The organism is Mesobacillus sp. AQ2 (assembly GCF_030122805.1).
In the GTDB taxonomy this organism is placed as follows: domain Bacteria; phylum Bacillota; class Bacilli; order Bacillales; family Cytobacillaceae; genus Mesobacillus; species Mesobacillus oceanisediminis_A.
Genome location: NZ_CP126080.1, coordinates 3,004,168 through 3,022,372, shown reverse-complemented (window position 1 = coordinate 3,022,372; position 18,205 = coordinate 3,004,168). Strand labels below are relative to the sequence as shown.

The 18,205-nt window shown below is 42.7% G+C and carries 18 protein-coding genes; 16 read left to right on the top strand and 2 right to left on the bottom strand.

Features of this window, described 5'->3' with window-relative positions; genetic code table 11:
* Nucleotides 1-44: 44 nt before the first annotated feature.
* From QNH36_RS15200 to QNH36_RS15155, 10 genes are all read left to right on the top strand, one after another.
* On the top strand, nucleotides 45-578 hold the full coding sequence (locus QNH36_RS15200) for a hypothetical protein (protein ID WP_283903747.1): 534 nt from the start codon (nucleotides 45-47) through the stop codon (nucleotides 576-578).
* 165 nt (nucleotides 579-743) lie between these two features.
* Nucleotides 744-1,592: a DegV family protein gene (locus QNH36_RS15195; RefSeq protein WP_283903746.1), complete on the top strand. Its 849-nt coding sequence runs from the start codon at nucleotides 744-746 to the stop codon at nucleotides 1,590-1,592.
* 504 nt (nucleotides 1,593-2,096) lie between these two features.
* Nucleotides 2,097-2,741: an HD domain-containing protein gene (locus tag QNH36_RS15190; protein ID WP_283903745.1), complete on the top strand. Its 645-nt coding sequence runs from the start codon at nucleotides 2,097-2,099 to the stop codon at nucleotides 2,739-2,741.
* A complete protein-coding gene (locus QNH36_RS15185) occupies nucleotides 2,738-4,618 on the top strand; it encodes an ABC-F family ATP-binding cassette domain-containing protein (protein WP_283903744.1) in 1,881 nt (626 codons plus the stop codon). Before QNH36_RS15190 ends, QNH36_RS15185 begins: the two co-directional genes overlap by 4 nt.
* A gap of 99 nt (nucleotides 4,619-4,717) precedes the next feature.
* Nucleotides 4,718-5,848, top strand: coding sequence for a conserved virulence factor C family protein (locus tag QNH36_RS15180; RefSeq protein ID WP_283903743.1), 1,131 nt, complete (start codon nucleotides 4,718-4,720; stop codon nucleotides 5,846-5,848).
* Between the two features lie 162 nt (nucleotides 5,849-6,010).
* Nucleotides 6,011-7,723 carry a dihydroxy-acid dehydratase gene (ilvD, locus tag QNH36_RS15175; RefSeq protein ID WP_283903742.1) on the top strand — a complete coding sequence of 571 codons (1,713 nt, stop codon included), beginning with the start codon at nucleotides 6,011-6,013 and terminating at the stop codon, nucleotides 7,721-7,723.
* 81 nt (nucleotides 7,724-7,804) lie between these two features.
* On the top strand, nucleotides 7,805-8,239 hold the full coding sequence (locus QNH36_RS15170) for a BrxA/BrxB family bacilliredoxin (RefSeq protein WP_283903741.1): 435 nt from the start codon (nucleotides 7,805-7,807) through the stop codon (nucleotides 8,237-8,239).
* A 156-nt stretch (nucleotides 8,240-8,395) separates the two neighbouring features.
* Nucleotides 8,396-9,193 (top strand): class I SAM-dependent methyltransferase, encoded by a 798-nt coding sequence (locus tag QNH36_RS15165; RefSeq protein WP_144479931.1) that lies wholly within the window; start codon nucleotides 8,396-8,398, stop codon nucleotides 9,191-9,193.
* A gap of 369 nt (nucleotides 9,194-9,562) precedes the next feature.
* Nucleotides 9,563-10,144 (top strand): YpjP family protein, encoded by a 582-nt coding sequence (locus QNH36_RS15160; protein ID WP_144479929.1) that lies wholly within the window; start codon nucleotides 9,563-9,565, stop codon nucleotides 10,142-10,144.
* A 164-nt stretch (nucleotides 10,145-10,308) separates the two neighbouring features.
* Nucleotides 10,309-11,097: a TerC family protein gene (locus QNH36_RS15155; RefSeq protein WP_144479927.1), complete on the top strand. Its 789-nt coding sequence runs from the start codon at nucleotides 10,309-10,311 to the stop codon at nucleotides 11,095-11,097.
* Between the two features lie 167 nt (nucleotides 11,098-11,264).
* Here the strand turns inward: QNH36_RS15155 and QNH36_RS15150 are convergent, their stop codons facing one another.
* The gene (locus QNH36_RS15150; protein ID WP_144479925.1) at nucleotides 11,265-11,525 is read right to left on the bottom strand and encodes a hypothetical protein; all 261 of its coding nucleotides are present in this window, start codon (nucleotides 11,523-11,525) and stop codon (nucleotides 11,265-11,267) included.
* A gap of 206 nt (nucleotides 11,526-11,731) precedes the next feature.
* On the opposite strand from QNH36_RS15150, the gene QNH36_RS15145 reads away from it, so the two are divergent.
* From QNH36_RS15145 to QNH36_RS15120, 6 genes are all read left to right on the top strand, one after another.
* Nucleotides 11,732-13,369, top strand: coding sequence for a YceG family protein (locus QNH36_RS15145; RefSeq protein WP_283903740.1), 1,638 nt, complete (start codon nucleotides 11,732-11,734; stop codon nucleotides 13,367-13,369).
* A 1-nt stretch (nucleotide 13,370) separates the two neighbouring features.
* On the top strand, nucleotides 13,371-14,273 hold the full coding sequence (locus QNH36_RS15140; protein ID WP_283903739.1) for a toxic anion resistance protein: 903 nt from the start codon (nucleotides 13,371-13,373) through the stop codon (nucleotides 14,271-14,273).
* Between the two features lie 502 nt (nucleotides 14,274-14,775).
* Nucleotides 14,776-15,477: an anthrax toxin lethal factor-related metalloendopeptidase gene (locus QNH36_RS15135; RefSeq protein ID WP_144479919.1), complete on the top strand. Its 702-nt coding sequence runs from the start codon at nucleotides 14,776-14,778 to the stop codon at nucleotides 15,475-15,477.
* A 143-nt stretch (nucleotides 15,478-15,620) separates the two neighbouring features.
* A complete protein-coding gene (locus QNH36_RS15130) occupies nucleotides 15,621-16,415 on the top strand; it encodes a thymidylate synthase (RefSeq protein WP_144479917.1) in 795 nt (264 codons plus the stop codon).
* Nucleotides 16,412-16,897 carry a dihydrofolate reductase gene (locus QNH36_RS15125; RefSeq protein WP_283903738.1) on the top strand — a complete coding sequence of 162 codons (486 nt, stop codon included), beginning with the start codon at nucleotides 16,412-16,414 and terminating at the stop codon, nucleotides 16,895-16,897. The genes QNH36_RS15130 and QNH36_RS15125 overlap by 4 nt, the downstream gene beginning before the upstream one ends.
* 184 nt (nucleotides 16,898-17,081) lie before the next feature.
* Nucleotides 17,082-17,813 carry a lysophospholipid acyltransferase family protein gene (locus QNH36_RS15120; protein ID WP_283903737.1) on the top strand — a complete coding sequence of 244 codons (732 nt, stop codon included), beginning with the start codon at nucleotides 17,082-17,084 and terminating at the stop codon, nucleotides 17,811-17,813.
* Nucleotides 17,814-17,906: 93 nt separating this feature from the next.
* Here the strand turns inward: QNH36_RS15120 and QNH36_RS15115 are convergent, their stop codons facing one another.
* Nucleotides 17,907-18,128 carry a hypothetical protein gene (locus QNH36_RS15115; RefSeq protein ID WP_144479911.1) on the bottom strand — a complete coding sequence of 74 codons (222 nt, stop codon included), beginning with the start codon at nucleotides 18,126-18,128 and terminating at the stop codon, nucleotides 17,907-17,909.
* Nucleotides 18,129-18,205 lie beyond the last annotated feature (77 nt).

Genomic DNA, 18,205 nt, shown 5'->3' with positions numbered 1-18,205 from the left:
GGTTCCTTAATATTGGATTTGAAATTTAAAGGAAGTGAACTGTTTTGTTTGATCCGACAGCTTTTGAAAACATAAAAGTCGTAATAGACGGCGAAATATATGACAGGGATTTGAGCGGGGAAATCAAAGTAGTTGATCGGAATGACTGGATCAATTCAGCCAAGCTATCGAGAAAATACGAAATTTGCTTCACTGTTAGTGGATACAATGAAAAAGAAATTGCGGCGACCTTGACTTTAGAGGCTGGTTTAGAGAATCTTTCCGCTGAATTATTAGGGAGCGGAGGCGCTAATCCCCTTGCAGGATGCATAGTCGACATTTCATTCTCATTGCTGCTGAGAAAAGAAGTTCAGGTTTATCAATCCATACAGGAAGAACTGGAAGATATCTGGGGAAAGGAAAGGGAAATCGTCCAATCCTTACAGGTTTCTCCGCTGGCAGAAAGTGAATGGATCAAAAATAATGCCAGGGTTTCATTTAACCGCCTCGTTTATGAGGAGCAGATTGATGATTTAACAGAAATGATCGATTATATGATTGACTCGTTGAATAAACTAAAAAAATTATTGGCTGAATAATAATTCCTGCTTTAATAGGCAGGAATTTCTATGTTGTTTTCAGAATAATCTATTATCAGAATGTTTTTAAACATTAATCTGCAGAAAACTATCTATGTTTAATATAAACTTTGGACATGTATAGCTGTCCGGGGAGAAAACAGGTTTTAAATGGGGGGAGATTGTTTGAAGAAAATAGCTTGGGTAACGGATAGTACTGCTTATCTGGATGAGGAATTGAAAAACAATCCCGATGTCTACCAGGTGCCAATGACAATTGTTTTGGATGATGTTGAATACCTGGATGGCAAGGACTTAACGGCAGAAGAATTATATGAAAAGTTAAAAGAGGTGAAGACGCCGCCTAAAACTTCACAACCGCCTGTGGGTGTCTTTATGGAGTTGTATGAAAAACTTGAAAAAGAATATGACCTTGTTTTCGCGGTTTTGATTTCCTCAAAATTGAGCGGAACAGTCGCTTCAAGTGTACAGGCGGCACAAGCTGTGAACATACCGGTCATCACTTTTGACTCGAAAATCCTCACTTATCCGCTGACATCACTTTTGAAAAAGGGGATTTATCTTGCTGAGCAAGGTGCCACCGTTGAGGTGATAAAGGAAAAACTTGAAATCATCCGTGATTCAAATGAAACCTATGTGATGATTGGGAATCTGGAACAGCTTCATCGCAGCGGAAGAATGTCGGGGGTGCAATTTTACCTCGGAAGTATGCTCAGCATAAAACCAATCATCAGCATTGAAGATGGCGGATTGAATACCAAGGAAAAGGTGCGAAGCGACAAGAAGGCCCGCGACAAAATATTCGAGTATCTAAAGGTATCTCATGAAAAATACGGAGTAGAAGAGGTATACATCCTCTATGGACTTCACAAAGAAGCTGCTGATGCATGGCAAAGCCAGCTTGAAGGAATATTCCCGGGTATTCAATTCCTCAGCTGCCCGATTGGAGCAGTCATCGGCGTCCATGCCGGTGAACATACCATCGGAATCAGCTGGAATAACGCAAAAGTCTAAGTGCCGATTTGGCACTTTTTCTTTTGTCTTTGGGAATAATAAGCTGAGATTAATAGACATTTCAACGCCGGGAAGAGATCAAAATGTCCAAGAAACCGATTTTTATAGACATTTAAACGCTGAGAAGAGGTCAAAATGCCCAAGAAACAAGTTTTAATAGACATTTCAACGTTGAGAAGAGATCAAAATGTCCAAGAAACCGGTTTTAATAGACATTTCAACGCCGGGAAAAGGTCAAAATGTCCAAGAACCGGGTTTAAATAGACATTTCAACGCCGGGAAGAGGTCAAAATGTCCAAGAACCGGGTTTAAATAGACATTTCAACGCGGGGAAGAGGTCAAAAAGTCCAAGAAACCGGTTTTAATAGACATTTCAATACGCGGAAAAAATCAAAATGTCTATAAGATGTAGATAAAGCCCTACTGTCCAATTCTGTACTTATACTCCCATCACCATCCGATTTATATGGTAAAATGAGTTCGGTAGGAAAGTAGGTGCTGAATATGAAAGAGTTAATAAAAATCACAGAGGAATTTGTGAAAAAGGAACTGGGCAGTGATTCTTCCGGACATGATTGGCATCATATTGACCGGGTGAGGAAAAATGCACAGCTGATTTGGGAGAAGGAAAAGCAGGGTGACTGGTTCATAATCGAAATGGCTGCCTTGCTTCATGATATACCGGATGATAAATTGAATGAATCGGAAGCAGCTGGATGGGCGAAGCTTGATTCATTTTTACAAAGCATAGAATTAGATGGTGACACTGCTTCTAGGATTAAGAGCTGTATTGAAACGGTTTCTTTTAAGGGCGGCAGGGTGCTGGAACTCGGCAGTATAGAAGCAGAGATCGTCCAGGATGCAGACCGCTTAGATGCCCTTGGTGCTATCGGGATTGCGAGGACTTTTGCTTTTGGAGGCAAGAAAGGCCATCCAATCCATGAACCCAGCCTTGGTGTCAGAGGAGAGATGACTCTTGAGGAATACCGGAATGGCAGCAGTTCTTCGGTCAATCACTTCTACGAAAAGCTTTTGAAGCTGAAAGATAAAATGAATACACCCCATGCAAAACAACTAGCTGAGGAAAGGCACCGTTTTATGGAAGCTTTCCTTGAACAATTTTACAGTGAATGGAATGGTAAGGCATGAAAATGATCACGATTGAAAACGTGACAAAGACATACGGAGAAAAAGAACTGTTCAAAGGAATAACATTTACGATAGGCGAGCGTGAACGGGTCGGATTAATCGGAGTGAACGGCACCGGAAAATCTTCTTTGCTGAGAATCGTGGCGGGGATTGACCAGCCGGACTCTGGAGAGTTGATTTTTGCAAAAGACTATAAAGTCTCGTTTTTATCCCAGCAGCCTGAAATGGAACCAGAGAAAACCGTCCTTGATCAGGTTTTCAGCGGAGAGGCTCCTATCCTGAAGCTGATGCGGGATTATGAATTGGTTCTCTCTGAGTTAGGCCAAAAACCAGATGATGAAGGAGTTCAGGAAAGATTTTACGAGTTGCAGCGGAGAATGGACAGTTCTGATGGCTGGGATGCGAATACGGCGGCAAAGTCGATTCTGATGCAGCTTGGGATCTCAGACTTCACACGAACAATGGGTGAGCTATCTGGCGGTCAGAAAAAACGTGTCGCACTCGCACAGGTGCTGATTGAATCTCCTGATTTGCTGATCCTGGATGAGCCTACCAACCATCTTGACTATGAAACAGTCAAGTGGCTGGAAGACTATCTTTCCCGATATTCCGGATCACTTTTACTCGTTACCCATGACCGGTATTTTCTTGACAGAGTGACGAACAGGATTTTTGAGCTGGACGGGGGAAGCCTATACAGCTATAAAGGAAACTATGCGAGTTTCCTTGAAGCAAAGGCAATCCGCGAAGAAAATGAAGCCGCGACACTAGAGAAGAAGAAGAATTTATTCAGACAGGAACTGGAATGGATCAGGAGAGGGGCAAAGGCCAGGACAACGAAGCAGAAGGCAAGGATCCAGCGTTTTGATAAACTGGATGAAGAAGTGTCGAATGTTAAGTCCACTGAAAAACTGGACATCTCCTTAAGTGGCAGCCGTCTGGGCAAGCAGGTGCTTGAACTGAAGGATGCAACCAAAAAATATGAGAACAAAATCATCCTGGATGATTTCAACCTTCTCGTGAAGCCGGGTGACAGGCTGGGAATCATCGGCCGAAATGGAACAGGGAAATCCACTTTACTGAATATCCTGTCGGGAAGAATAGAACTTGACTCTGGTGAAATCATCACGGGCCAGACAGTTAAAATTGCTTATTATACACAGGAAAATGAAGACATGGATGAGAATAAACGGGTAATTGAATACCTGAAGGAAACAGCAGAAATTGTCCATACAACCGATGGAAAAACGATTTCGGCTGCGCAAATGCTTGAACGATTCCTGTTTCCGCCATATGCACATGGAACTCCGATCAGAAAGCTTTCAGGAGGAGAGAAGCGCAGGCTCTATCTGTTGAAGCTGTTGATGGAGGAACCGAATGTCCTCCTGCTCGATGAGCCAACTAATGATCTGGATACACAGACTTTGACTGTATTGGAGGATTATCTGGAGGAGTTCCCTGGTGTTGTAATTACCGTGTCCCATGACCGCTATTTCCTTGATAAAGTCGTTGACCTGCTGCTTGTATTAGAAGGTGATGGCCAGACAGACCTTTATTACGGCAATTATACCGATTACCTGGAAAAACGCCCGAAACCTGATTCGGTTTCTTCCCAGCCGAAGAAAGAAAAGGCGGAGCAGCCTGAAAAAACGAAGAAAAAGAAACTAAGTTTCAAAGAGCAAAAGGAATGGGCAGAAATTGATGATAAGATTGCAGGTACTGAAGCCCGACTCGAAGAAGTACAGGGAGAAATGGCCAATATCGGAAGCGATTTCGAAAAAGGCCAGGCCTTGATGAAAGAAGAAGAAGAGTTGAATGAACAGCTAGAGTATTTAATTGAAAGATGGAGCTACTTATCTGAGCTCGCTGACGAATAAGGCCTGGATTCCAGGCCTAGTTTAATGTCTCCCAAATGCGATTGTTCATTTGTTATGTTAAAATGGCTTCATTCCTGAATAATATAAAGGGGTGGGAATGTGAAAATTTTATCGATTGAACCAACACCAAGCCCGAATACGATGAAAATCAATCTAGACGAAGAACTTCCTATGGGCAAGAGCAATAATTATAAAAAAGACTCGGCGGCTGGGGCACCGGAAGTCGTGTTGAACATATTGGATATTGAAGGGGTAAAAGGGGTCTACCATGTGGCAGACTTCCTGGCAGTCGAAAGGAATGCCAAATTTGACTGGAAGGTCATTCTTCCTGAAGTGAGGAAAGCTTTCGGCGAAGAGGCAGAAGAATCCGGGGATAGTTCACTTGAAATCAATGAACATTTTGGAGAAATCAAAGTGCTGGTCCAAATGTATAAAGGAATCCCAATGCAAGTGAAGCTAACGGATGGAACAGAAGAGAAGCGATTCGGACTTCCGGAATTATTTGTGAAAAAAATAGGAGAGGTACAGACTCCTGAGGATAACGTGGTCATGGTCCGTAGGTGGAAAGAACTTGGTGTCCGTTATGGCGAATTTGAGCACGTTGGAAATGAGGTTGTCGAAGAGCTTTTGGCAGCTTATCCTCCGGAAAGGCTGGAGGATTTGGTCAGATTAGCGCAAAATCCAGGACAGGAAGCCCAGTTGAAAGCGGCAAAAAAGAGGATCAGGCTAACGGAGGCAGATTTGGACAATCCTGATTGGCGCATCAGATATCAGTTCCTTGAACAAATGGACGACCCGACAATAGATGTCCTGGCTGTACTCGAAAAAGCGTTACAGGATGAGAAAGCATCCATACGCCGCCTGGCAACAGTGTATGTAGGAATGATTGAGGATAAAAAAGCACTGCCTTTATTGTATAATGCCCTGCAGGATAAAACTGTTACGGTTCGCAGGACAGCAGGAGATTGCTTATCGGATCTTGGGTTCCCGGAAGCGATGGACACAATGATGGAAGCTCTTAAAGATCAAAGCAAGCTTGTCCGTTGGCGTGCAGCCATGTTCCTGTATGAAGTTGGGGATGAGAGAGCCTTGCCTGCGCTAAAGCAAGCTGAAGATGATTCCGAATTTGAAGTAAGCATGCAGGTGAAATTGGCGATTGCCCGGATTGAACATGGCGAAGAAGCAAAAGGGTCAGTATGGAAACAGATGACAGAATCAAGAAAACAATAATTTATAATAGACACACAGGAATACTGCAATATTTCCTGTGTGTTTTCTTTTATTCAAATGAATCCGCTTACAAATATTCAATAATTAAAATATTTAGATTATTATTGCAATTGGACGAGAAAAGAGGTAAGGTAATGAATAAAAAATCGGGAGGGACAATCAATGGGAAAAGATTTAAGAATTAAAAGCCATGTATTCAGTGATGATGCCAGGAAGGCGCCAAACAGAGCAATGCTGCGTGCAGTTGGCTTCAATGATGAGGATTTTAAAAAGCCGATGATCGGGATTGCAAGTACCTGGAGCGAGGTAACTCCGTGCAATATACATATCGATAAGCTGGCTGTTAAAGCCAAAGAAGGTGCGAGAGCGGCAGGTGCTGCTCCCCTTATTTTCAATACGATCACGGTATCCGATGGAATCTCGATGGGAACAGAAGGGATGCGCTATTCACTTCCAAGCCGTGATTTGATAGCTGATTCTATCGAAACTGTAGTCCAGGGGGAAAGCCTTGATGGCTTTGTCGCAATTGGCGGCTGTGATAAAAATATGCCAGGCTGCATGATGGCGATCGCCAGGATGGATCTTCCTTCTGTTTTTGTTTATGGAGGGACAATCAAGCCTGGGAAGGTTGATGGCAAGGACATTGATATAGTGTCTGCGTTCGAAGGAGTTGGCCAATACAATAAAGGTGCAATCGGGGATGGACAGCTGCATAAAATTGAGTGTCATGCTTGTCCGGGTTCAGGTTCGTGCGGTGGTATGTACACAGCCAATACAATGGCCAGCGCGATTGAGGCTCTAGGGATGAGCCTGCCGGGAAGTTCATCCCATCCGGCAGAAACGGATGAGAAGCGGGATGATTGCTATAAGGCCGGTGAAGTAGTTTATCAGATGCTTGAAAAGGATATCCGTCCAAGGCAAATTTTAACGAAAGAAGCCTTTGAGAATGCGATTACCGTGGTAATGGCACTTGGCGGGTCCACAAATGCGGTACTCCATTTGATGGCAATCGCCAATGCGGCTGAAGTTGACCTTACCCTTGAAGATTTTAATAGAATTCAGGAAAAAGTCCCTCACCTTGCGGACCTGAAACCGAGCGGGCAATACGTCATGCAGGACCTTTTTGAAGCAGGAGGAGTCCCTGCTGTCATGAAGATGCTTTTGAAAGAAGGAATGTTTCATGGAGATTGTCTCACGGTCACTGGCAAAACAATCGCAGAGAACCTTCAGGACTTTCCGGACTTGAATCCAGGCCAAAAAGTAATCCGGCCGGTTGATCAGCCTTTCAGGGAAAATGGGCCGCTTGTGGTCATTAAAGGGAATCTTGCCCCATCCGGAGCAGTAGCAAAGGTTTCTGGCCTGAAAGTGAAGAGTATGACTGGTCCAGCAAAAGTTTTTGACGATGAAGAATCAGCATCAAAGGCAGTAATGTCCGATGAAATCGTTGCCGGGGATGTATTAGTCATTCGATATGAGGGGCCAAAAGGCGGACCGGGCATGCCGGAGATGCTGTCATTATCAGCCATCCTTGTCGGGAAAGGCCTGGGAGAAAGTGTGGCACTGCTTACGGACGGAAGGTTTTCCGGGGGCAGCCACGGTCTTGTCATTGGCCATATAGCTCCTGAAGCCCAGGTTGGCGGACCGATTGCATTGATACAAAATGGGGATATGATCACGATTGATAGTGAACAAAAGGTGTTATCTGTGGCACTGAGTGAGGAAGAGCTCGCTGCCCGAAAGCTGAATTGGACTCCGCCGGCACTGCCATCCAGAGGGACTTTGGCTAAATATGCACGACTTGTTTCCTGTTCTTCCAGAGGAGCTGTAACGGACCTGTTTGAAGGAGAAAAAGTACAGGAACCTGTTCATTCCTAAATCGAGACGTTCTTTTATTGCGTTGGGCCCAAATTATATAGTATGCTAACACTGCAAACCAATGTTTGGGAGGGATTATTTATGTCAATGGCATATGAAGAATATATGAAGCAAATGGTTAAGCCGATGCGTGAAGAACTGACTCGCGCAGGTTTCAAAGAATTGCTTACTGCAGATGAAGTAGAAGATTTCATGGAAAATGCGGAAGGTACCACTTTGGTCGTTGTTAATTCTGTATGTGGCTGTGCGGCAGGTCTTGCCCGTCCATCAGCAACACAGGCAATTTTAAGAAGTGAAAAGAAACCAGATCATCTTGGAACGGTTTTTGCAGGGCAGGATAAGGATGCAACAGCAAAAATGCGTGAATATTTTACAGACCTTGAGCCTTCTTCACCATCAATGGCATTGTTGAAAGGTAAAGAAGTAGTCCACTTTATCCCTCGTCACGATATCGAAGGCCAGCCAATGGAAACCATCATGGAGAATCTAACTTCTGCTTTTGAAGCTAATTGCTAAACTTAATGGCGGGATAACCCGCAGTTTGCACTTAGGATATTAGATTCAATCGTAATCTTTTACGATGGGCTTAAATCCATGTAAAATCAGATTTGCCAATCGGGAAAGGATGTCAAATGACGTCCTTTTTCTTTTTTTAGGCAGGAGGTGTATGTTGTGTTTGTGACTACAGCGGGCAGGACAGATGAACATATGACTGCCCAGGCAAAAGCGATTGCGGTCGAACTTGAAACAGAATTTATTCCAAGAAAAAAAAGATCAGTTTCCAAGATACAGGAACAGTTAAAGGACGACTGTCTGGTAGTTGGAAAGGAGAGGTTAGAGCTTTTTCCGCTTGGAGAGACCGAGCCGTTCTTTTTCCATCCCAACTCAGCGATGTTTCGAATAAAAAGACTTATGAACAGGGAAAGAGATCCTCTTATAGACGCGGCACAATTGCATGAGGGGATGAGTTTCCTTGATTGTTCGCTTGGTCTTGGTTCGGATAGTATCGTAGCCAGTTTTGCGGTCGGTGAACAAGGTTTTGTTACTGGAATAGAAGCAAGGCAGGAGCTTTCCTATTTAGTCAAAAGAGGCTTGCGTACATGGGATGCTGGCAATGAACTGATCAACAGGGCGATGAGAAGGATACATGTAATAGAAGGGTATTCACTGGATATCTTAAAGGGAATGGGCGATAACAGCATCGATTGTGTTTATTTTGATCCAATGTTTGACGAGTCGATCCTTGAGTCGGATGGAATCAGGAGCTTAACGAATTTTGCTGTTTATGAGGGACTTTCGGATGAACTGATGGACCACGCAGCACGTGTTGCCAGGAAGAGGATTATTTTAAAAGATCATTTCAGGAGCAGAAGATTTGAAGAGTATAGTTTCAATGTAATCGTCAGGAAATCGGCGAAATTCCACTTTGGGGTCATAGAAAAAGATGGTGGTTGTGAAGGGCATATTTAGAGTGAGTGACGGACAATAAATAGATCTTTACTGTCCGTCCACATAAACTCCACTGCTCAATCAGCAATGGCTAAATATACAAAATAAGCTAGCATAAATAGACTTACAGCTATAGTGATCCACTCCATATTTTTAGACCTCCCTTTTTAACTCGGTAATCAAACCTCTAATATTTCCTTATAACCATTTTTGAAAAATCTGAAACCCATTGCCCACATATACGTATAAACAAGTTATAATGATAATAAGCAAAAGTCCTGATATTATTTTCACCAGGACAGGCTGCATTAAACCATATTTTCACAATGACGATAGATTCCTATTTTAACAATTAATAATTTTCCCTATTTACATAAGGATGTGATCCAAATGCCTGCATGGCTCCGTAAATCGTTAGTTGTCTTGATATCGATTGTCACCTTTGGGATGGTATCTCCTGCACAGGTGAATGGGTTCCTGACAACCACAGCTGAAAGATCCGATAGATCGACTGCCGCTGAAACGGCATACCTTGATTCCCTTGATGACACTTTTGATGAAGATGCAGAACGGAACCGGTTCATTGACAGGGCAATGAGGGAAGCGGAACATCAGTCCTTCGAGAAATTCGGTGCCAAAATTGGCCCTGTGATTGAGGACGAATTCAGGCAGACCATCCTGCCAAACATTGAAAAGGCTATTGAAATGGTAGCTGTGCAATTTCCCGGCGAAAAACTCAATACATTGCAGATCACCGAAATGCCAGGCGGTGGCGAATCAGAAAAGATATTCCATATAATTGGAGATAATGGCAAGGACATTATCCGCTTCCATGTCAGAAGAGACCAGCCGCCGAAGGATGGCCACTGGTTTAACTTCCATTACCATACCTATCATGACGAGTTCCAGACTCATTATGAGCTGGGTAGGATTTTTTGGGCCAAAAACACTCCTCCAAAATGGAAAAGTTGAATCAAATCTGCCAGCAAGCACTGTGACTAAATGCTTCTCATTTTTTTGCTGCAATAGGACTTAAATTAAGTAAAACGAAATATGTTTTTAGTAAAGGCCCGGCGGATGCTGGGTTTTTCTATACTACATGGACCTACAGCTGAAAAATGGGAGGAACATCTAGAATGACGGACATCATACAAGGATTTGTTGATACATATGCCCAATTTTTCAATTGGGATATGTGGATCGAAGTATTAACGGACCCAGTCAGCTGGGGGCTGATCGGGACTCTCGTCATCCTTGAAGGACTTTTATCTGCTGATAACGCTTTAGTCTTGGCTGTTATGGTAAAGCATTTGCCAGAAAAACAGAGGAGAAGAGCGTTGTTCTATGGATTGCTCGGCGCCTATGCATTCCGGTTCATCGCAATCGGAATCGGTGTATACCTTATTGAATTCTGGTGGGTTAAAGTTCTTGGCGCAGGTTATCTGGCTTGGCTTGCGACTAAATATTTTTTGGAAAAGAAAAAAGGGGAGAGCCTTGAAAACGGTGAAATTCCTGAAATTAATAAAAGCGGGCTACTGATCCGAATGTTCGGGACATTTTGGGGCACGGTTGCCGCAGTGGAAATGATGGATATTGCTTTTTCCGTTGATAGCGTCCTGGCAGCTTTGGGCATCAGTGAGGAAGTTTGGGTATTGCTGCTTGGCGGGATGCTGGGTGTTCTAATGATGAGAGGTGTTGCAGGAATTTTCATCAGATTGATTGAGCGGATCCCTGAACTCGAGACAACTGCATATACCCTTATTTTTATCATATCTGCGAAAATGCTGGCCGGTGTTTTCGGCCTCCATATCGAACATGCACATTTTTTCATTCTGCTGCTAATCACATTCACAGCAACCTTTGTCGTTCACTACATGAACAAGAAAAAAGCTGCAGGAATTGAACAGCAAAAGAATGTCCAATAAAACGAGTTGTCGGGGAACAGAGGCATGTCTGTTCCTCTTTTAATGGACAGAAATCAGGAAACGGCCAGTAAAAGTGTCCGTCATAAGGTTCATGATGGACAGAAATCGGGAGTCGACCATCAAAAGTGTCCATCATCAGGTCCATGATGGACAGAGGTTTAGCAAACTCACTTTATATTAGTATCATCCTTTTCCTTCCCTGCCTTCCTGATCAATAGGAATAAGCAGACAAGTGAAGAATAGATAATAATGAATGTGCCGGTCAACCTGGTTATCGTAAAGGTTAGTGGCATGATCAGAAGGGTGAGAATGAACGAATAGAATAACAGATCAAATAATACCAGCCAGCCTGAAGACATAGCCTGCCAGACCTGTGATAATTCGTCTTCCATCTCGCCAATAGGCTGCCTCTTATATAAAAAGCGCATGTGCATCACCCTTCCAGATTGAAGTATTTATCTATATGCAAGGACGGCTTTGGAAGTGAAAATCAGGCATATTACTGATTCGTGAAACATTTTAAGAACCAGCACGTAAAGGTAGTAGAGGTCCGCAGATGGCTTTTCCAGTATAATGGAATCAGGCAGCTTGGCAGGGGCTTGTTAGAACTTTTTCTTCAGTGGGAAGTGATTCTATGTATCCATCAGAGTATCTTTTAATGAAGCATTCATTACCTATAACAGATGAGAACTGGTTGTCCATCTTAAAAACGCCTGGAAATGAGCGGCCGGCTTATAAAAAAGAGGGGAATATCCTACATATTGGACAGGTAGCAGCCAGTTTCACAGGTATTCCGTATGATGAGGATGAATATTATAACCAGTTATTTGATTATGTTCGCTCCCATAACCTGATTTTGTTAACTGAGGAGTCATTAGTCAACAGCTCGGAAGCTGCCCGTATGTCCACAATACAAAAAGCATTTTTCTCCTGCCAAAAAAGAAATGCGTCAACAATTGACTTCGTCTCAGTCCTCGAAGAAAAGGATTTGCTGCTGAAATCCGATCATCCCATCCTCAACAGCCAAGTAAAACTAGCACTAATTGAAATGCTTAAGCTATTCGGTAAAAATGAAGACTTCGGACTGGCGGGCGAGGATTCCATTAATATCCTTGACGATGTCCTCGGCTGGATCCAGAACCAACTCGGCCAATATTTGAGAAAAGCAGATCCGGAAAAGAACATGCCAGCATTTCTCTGGTATGGGAATTATACAAAAAGCCACCAGTACCTTTTGTTATTTTTACTGGAAATAGGCTGTGATGTCATTTCATTCACACCGTCAGGAAACGACGCACTTGAAATGGCTGTACAGCGGGAGCGTACCTGCTTTTTGCGTGTATATCCAGAAAAGCATGAGCCAGAAAGATTTCCCGCTGAATATAGAAACAGCAGTGCTACAGTAGCGTATCAGGCATCAAAAGAGATTGAAAATATTTTGACCGATTCTGGAAGCCTATTGTACAAAAAATGGCAGTTGAGAGACTATCTGCCTTCTGTTATCACTCTAAAGACAACTTACGAAGAATTGTTTCTGGTAGCAGAGGAAAAAGCAATGGTCAGGCCATATTTTGAAATGAAGGATAAAACAGTAAGGATTCCTGCGTTGTTTGCAAAAGTCAATGGGGTCAGCAATAACCGGCGAGAGTATTGGAAGCTGCTTCATCGGCTGATCCTCCAGGAGAATGCCTTACTCATTAAAACGCTCCCATTTTCCACAGGGGCAAATAGTGATTTCCGGTTCCATTATCACAAGGCTCTAGACAGAGAAGGACTTCTTGACCCGCAAAAGATGGCCGGCGCACACTATTGGAAGTATCAACACATGCCCGAATGGCTTCAAACAGCCATTGCTTCAGCAATCAGGAGGATTTGTGCCGACCCAAACCTGAAACCTCAAAACAATGAGAAAGTAGATGATTTAAGGGTCTATTTGTTTACACAGGCCATGCAGATACCAGAAAGTATATTGAAAATGCTGCAGAAGTTCGATTATTCCCAGGAAGTGCCCAAGGTGATCATATACAATAACGGGCTGAATGGAACTATTACCAGGCCAGATGCAGCCTTGCTGCTGTTATTGAACCAATTAGGCATAGATTGGATCATTTTTAATCCTGCAGGCCACAGCGATATAGAAAAATTCATCAATAAGAGAATCTTTGTTTCCCATTGGCTTGAGGACGTCATATTTGAACAGGAGATGAGGGAACCTTCTGTCTTGAAAAAAGTCATTGTTCAAGGACTATTCAAAAGTCTAAGGAGTGATTAAGATGATGTTTCCGATCAATGATCAAAATGTAAGCCCTTATTCTAATCATTCCCACGGGAAGTTGAACGATGCGAAGGTGTCCAAATTAAAGCAGGCTTTGAGGAATGAACAGGAGGTCCAGCATCTGGCCAGGAGCATAGATGACCAGGATCTTATTCATATCCTTGAATTTGGCATGAAACCTGCTGTTGATGTTTCCCGTTTCTCTGAACAGCTTCTTGATTTTATTATGAAGGATAACCAGGAGGATTTTGAGCACATACTCATTCAGCTGGGTAAAATTATGGATCGGTTTGACAGGAAGGATTTTCAGAAAACAGCAGTCGGATTGTTCAGCAGACTATTCAAGAAAACCGATAATATGATGGATAGGTTAATTAATAAGTATCTGTCGATTGGCAAGGAAATAGATCAAATATATGTGAAGATATTCAAATATAAAAGAGAAATGGCAGAAATGTCGAATAGACTGGGGCAGATGCTTGAACAAAACTACCAATATTACTTGACGCTTGAAAAATATATAGTGGCTGCCGAAATGAGGCTCAATGAATGGGCAGCAAGCAAAGAGATGAGGCTGGAACAACCTGCTGGAGATCTTATGGTCTCAACGGAAGTTGACACATTGCAGAATGCGATAAATGCCCTTGAGCATAGAATTTATGATCTTGAAATGGCTAAAATGGTTGCTTTACAGGCGGTACCTCAAATAAAGATGCTGCAGAGCGGAAATGACAGGCTGGTTGCCAAGATGAACTCGTCATTCATGAGCACCATTCCTATATTTAAAGATGGATTGATTCAGTCAATCGCTGCTAAAAGACAGAAGCTGGTTGGGGACTCGTTGAGGGAGCTGGGCAAAAGGACGAATGAGATCGTGAAAAACAAGAACATCAACCCGTAAAGTAGGGAAGTCCCCCCCGTTTTGGATGCGCCGACCATTGAGATCGAGCTGATTGAGGAATGTTATCATATTATTATGAAAGGTATGCAGGAAACCAGGTCAATTGAAGAGGAAAATAAGCGTGTGAAGGAAAAAAGCAGAGAGCGTCTGGTGAAGCTGCTAAAAACAATAAGTGCATCCCAATGATCAATCCTGTGGCATACTCATCCATTCTGACCGGATGAGTCTTTTTGCTTTTACTACAAATAATGATTGATACCGCAAACAAACTCTCTTTCAAATATTTTAATCCATCGTTCTCCCGCAATAAACTTATGATGCTCATCTTCCACTCTACATGGAAAATCCACAGAATAGAATGTTTCCTGAATTTCTCAGCCAGCAGGCAAGCGAACGTATGTTATAATTTTAATAGATTACTATTGGGAAATCCCTCACTCTATCGTTATCCACATCTATTGTTATTCGCCCAGAAAAAACTCTTCAGGAAAGGGGATAATACATGCGAAAAGTTTTTCAAATATTCGTTGTTATCATTCTTTCCTTCACACTACTAGGAAGCTCAAATGCCAATATGGATGGCATTTTTCTTTTTGAATACCCAAAACAATCATTACTATATGAATCTTTGGATCCTGAAGCAGCCAGTCTGGCGGGAAACTTGGTGGTGCTTCCGGAGGATGACTTCGATCAGGTGGAGGCAGCGAATATTATCGGGCGTCTCACCCTTTTGCCTGAATCCATGATCAAGAAAGCGATCAATCAAAATATCAAGGTTCGATTATTTGAAGGCAACCTCACTGATAATCCTACGGCCAGTCACTTAAAGGGAGTCATTCCGCGCGGCTACACATCGAAACGGACATGGGACCAGGTTCCGGGGATTGGTGGATCTAGAGTTGTGCTTGTGAAAATTGGAAGCAGTGAGAAGGGCAAGGGGCATGGGTCGGTCAACCTTGAATTGCACGAACTTGCACATTCACTCGATCGCCATGTCTATGACGGAATCAGGGAGGAAGAAAGGTTCCTGACTATATGGAAACAGGAAAGCCGCGTGCTTTTTCCCGGCAGGGCATATTTCCTGGATTATCCCGAGGAATATTTTGCCGAATGCTTTGCGATGTACTATATTGGCGGGATGCCGGCACGTTTGTTGAAGGAAGCAGCTCCGCAAACCTATCATTATATTGAAGCTCTTAAGTAGTATTTTTCAAGGATTCTGCTAAAAACAAGCAGGAATTTAGCTAGAGAACATCAAAGATAAAAGAGGAATATCCTTTATTCCATCCGTTATACTTGCTAAAATGAATAGAAATAAATCGTAGCTTTTGAAGGGCAGGGAAATTCATGAAACAATATCTAGAATTATGCAAACATGTCTTGGACACAGGTGTGAAAAAGGAAGACCGTACCGGTACAGGGACAATCAGTACATTCGGCTACCAGATGCGTTTTAATCTCCAGGATGGATTTCCACTGCTGACGACTAAAAAGCTTCACCTGAAATCGATCATCCATGAACTCCTTTGGTTTTTGAATGGTGATACGAATGTTAAGTACTTACAGGAAAATGGTGTGAGGATTTGGAATGAGTGGGCAGATGAAAAGGGTGAACTAGGACCGGTGTACGGACATCAGTGGCGCTCATGGGACGGTGCTGATGGGGAGACCGTTGATCAGATTTCCGAGTTGATCCATACTATTAAAACCAATCCAGATTCCAGAAGGATGATTGTCAATGCCTGGAATGTGGCGGAAATCAAGAATATGGCATTGCCGCCTTGCCACTGTATGTTCCAGTTTTATGTAGCTGATGGCAAGCTATCTTGCCAGCTGTACCAAAGATCGGCGGATGTATTCCTGGGGGTGCCATTTAATATTGCTTCATATGCGCTCCTGACAATGATGGTTGCTCATGTTTGCGATTTAGAGCCCGGAGATTTCGTGCATACCTTTGGTGATACGCATATTTACTCCAACCATGTTGAACAGGTTAAACTCCAGCTGACAAGGGATCCAAAACCTTTGCCGCAAATGAAACTGAATCCTGATGTCAAATCGATCTTTGATTTTAGATATGAAGATTTTGAATTAGTTAATTATGAAGCACATCCTCATATTAAAGGGGTTGTCAGTGTATGATTTCATTAATTTGGGCAATGGATGAAAATAGAGTAATTGGTTACCATAATCAGCTTCCTTGGAGGCTTCCCGAGGATTTAAAGTTCTTCAAGCGCGTAACGATGGGACATCCGATCATGATGGGAAGAAAAACATTTGAATCTATAGGGAAGCCGCTTCCTGGCAGAGAAAATATTGTCATAACACGGGACGAAAACTACAGGCCTGACGGCTGTACGGTCATGAACTCCATTGAAGAATTTAGAGAATATGCAAACCAAAAGGAACAGGAAATATTCGTCATCGGCGGTGCAGAGATTTTTAAGGAAGTTTTGCCGGAAGCGGACAGGCTTTATTTGACGATGATCCATCATCAGTTTGAAGGAGATACCTTCTTCCCGGTCTTTGACATAGAAAAGTGGAACCTCCAGACAAGGGAAGTCGGTCCAAAGAATGAAAAGAATCCATACGATTATGAATTCCTGATTTTTAAACACAAATAGCATGTACGTTGAAGCAATCCTCAAAAAGGATTGCTTTTTTCCTTTTGAGAGCAATGGAGGGGATTGCAAATGATCATAATCAGTTAAAAAAGTGAAAACACTTTTCTCATTAATTTGTTTAATCATATAGTCTTGATAAAACAAATCCATTATAATGGCAAAAGAATGTACTTAGGAGGAAACAATGCTTCGTTTAATTGCGTGTTTTTTGTATATGGGTGGCTATCTTGTCTGGAGTTTGCCAAAACTGTCAGGAATAAAAAGGTTGCCGGATGATATGGAGTTTGAGCAAAAGAAGCGGAGAATCCATGAAACGCCGAAAAACTGGTCAAAAACGTTCATGGCATTGACGGGTTCCCAGATTGAAGTACAGGGGCTGAACAATATTCCGTCAGGGCCTGTTCTGTTCGCCAGCAACCATGAAGGTAATTTCGATATACCGGTCCTGATTGGGGCCATTGATAAACCATTTGGCTTCATTTCCAAGATTGAAGTCAAGAAAGTTCCGATACTGTCTGCCTGGATGGAAGCGATTGATTGTGTGTTCATTGACAGGAAAAATCGCGAACGGGCGGCAGATTCCATTTTAACAGGAGTGGATTTGTTAAAGAAAGGTCATTCACTTGTGATTTTTCCGGAAGGAACTAGAAGCAAGGGGGGACCGGTAGGTAGATTTAAAGCGGGTGGCTTCCGTCTTGCCAAAGATTCTGGTGTCCCAATCGTCCCGATTTCCATTACGGGTACGGCTGATGTCTTTGAAAAGAATGGCCGTCTAGTCAAACCCGCAAAAATAAATGTTATCATCAGTCAGCCAATTTACAGTCGGCAATACAAGGATAAGGATTTAATCGCAATTGCTGATGATGTTCGAGACAAAATCATACGGTCTAGAGAAGAAAAAAGAATTGCTTCCTGATCTAATTCAAATTTCCACCAAGAAAGCCCCTGCTTTTCGCAGGGGCTTTGTCTTTTTATCTCGAAATCTGGCTGGACGAAGCAATGGATTTTATTATTCGAATTGTGAAAGGCTATTCATCATCCTGGTGAATTCTGAGGGAATGCAAAAATCCTCAGGCTTCAAATTATCGCGGATCCATTTCACCATTTCCATAGGACTGTTGAAAAACTCTCCACTAGTATCACTTTTGCGAATCATATAACGCCCGTTGTCTTCATCGAGAGTCACCTCTACTGGCAAAGCCCCGTCAAAACTGTTCAAAGAAAATTCCATTTTATAATTCCCTCCAGCGTATTTTCGTTATTATATGTTATTTTACTCTCATTTTATTCAATGTAAAGCCCGGAATT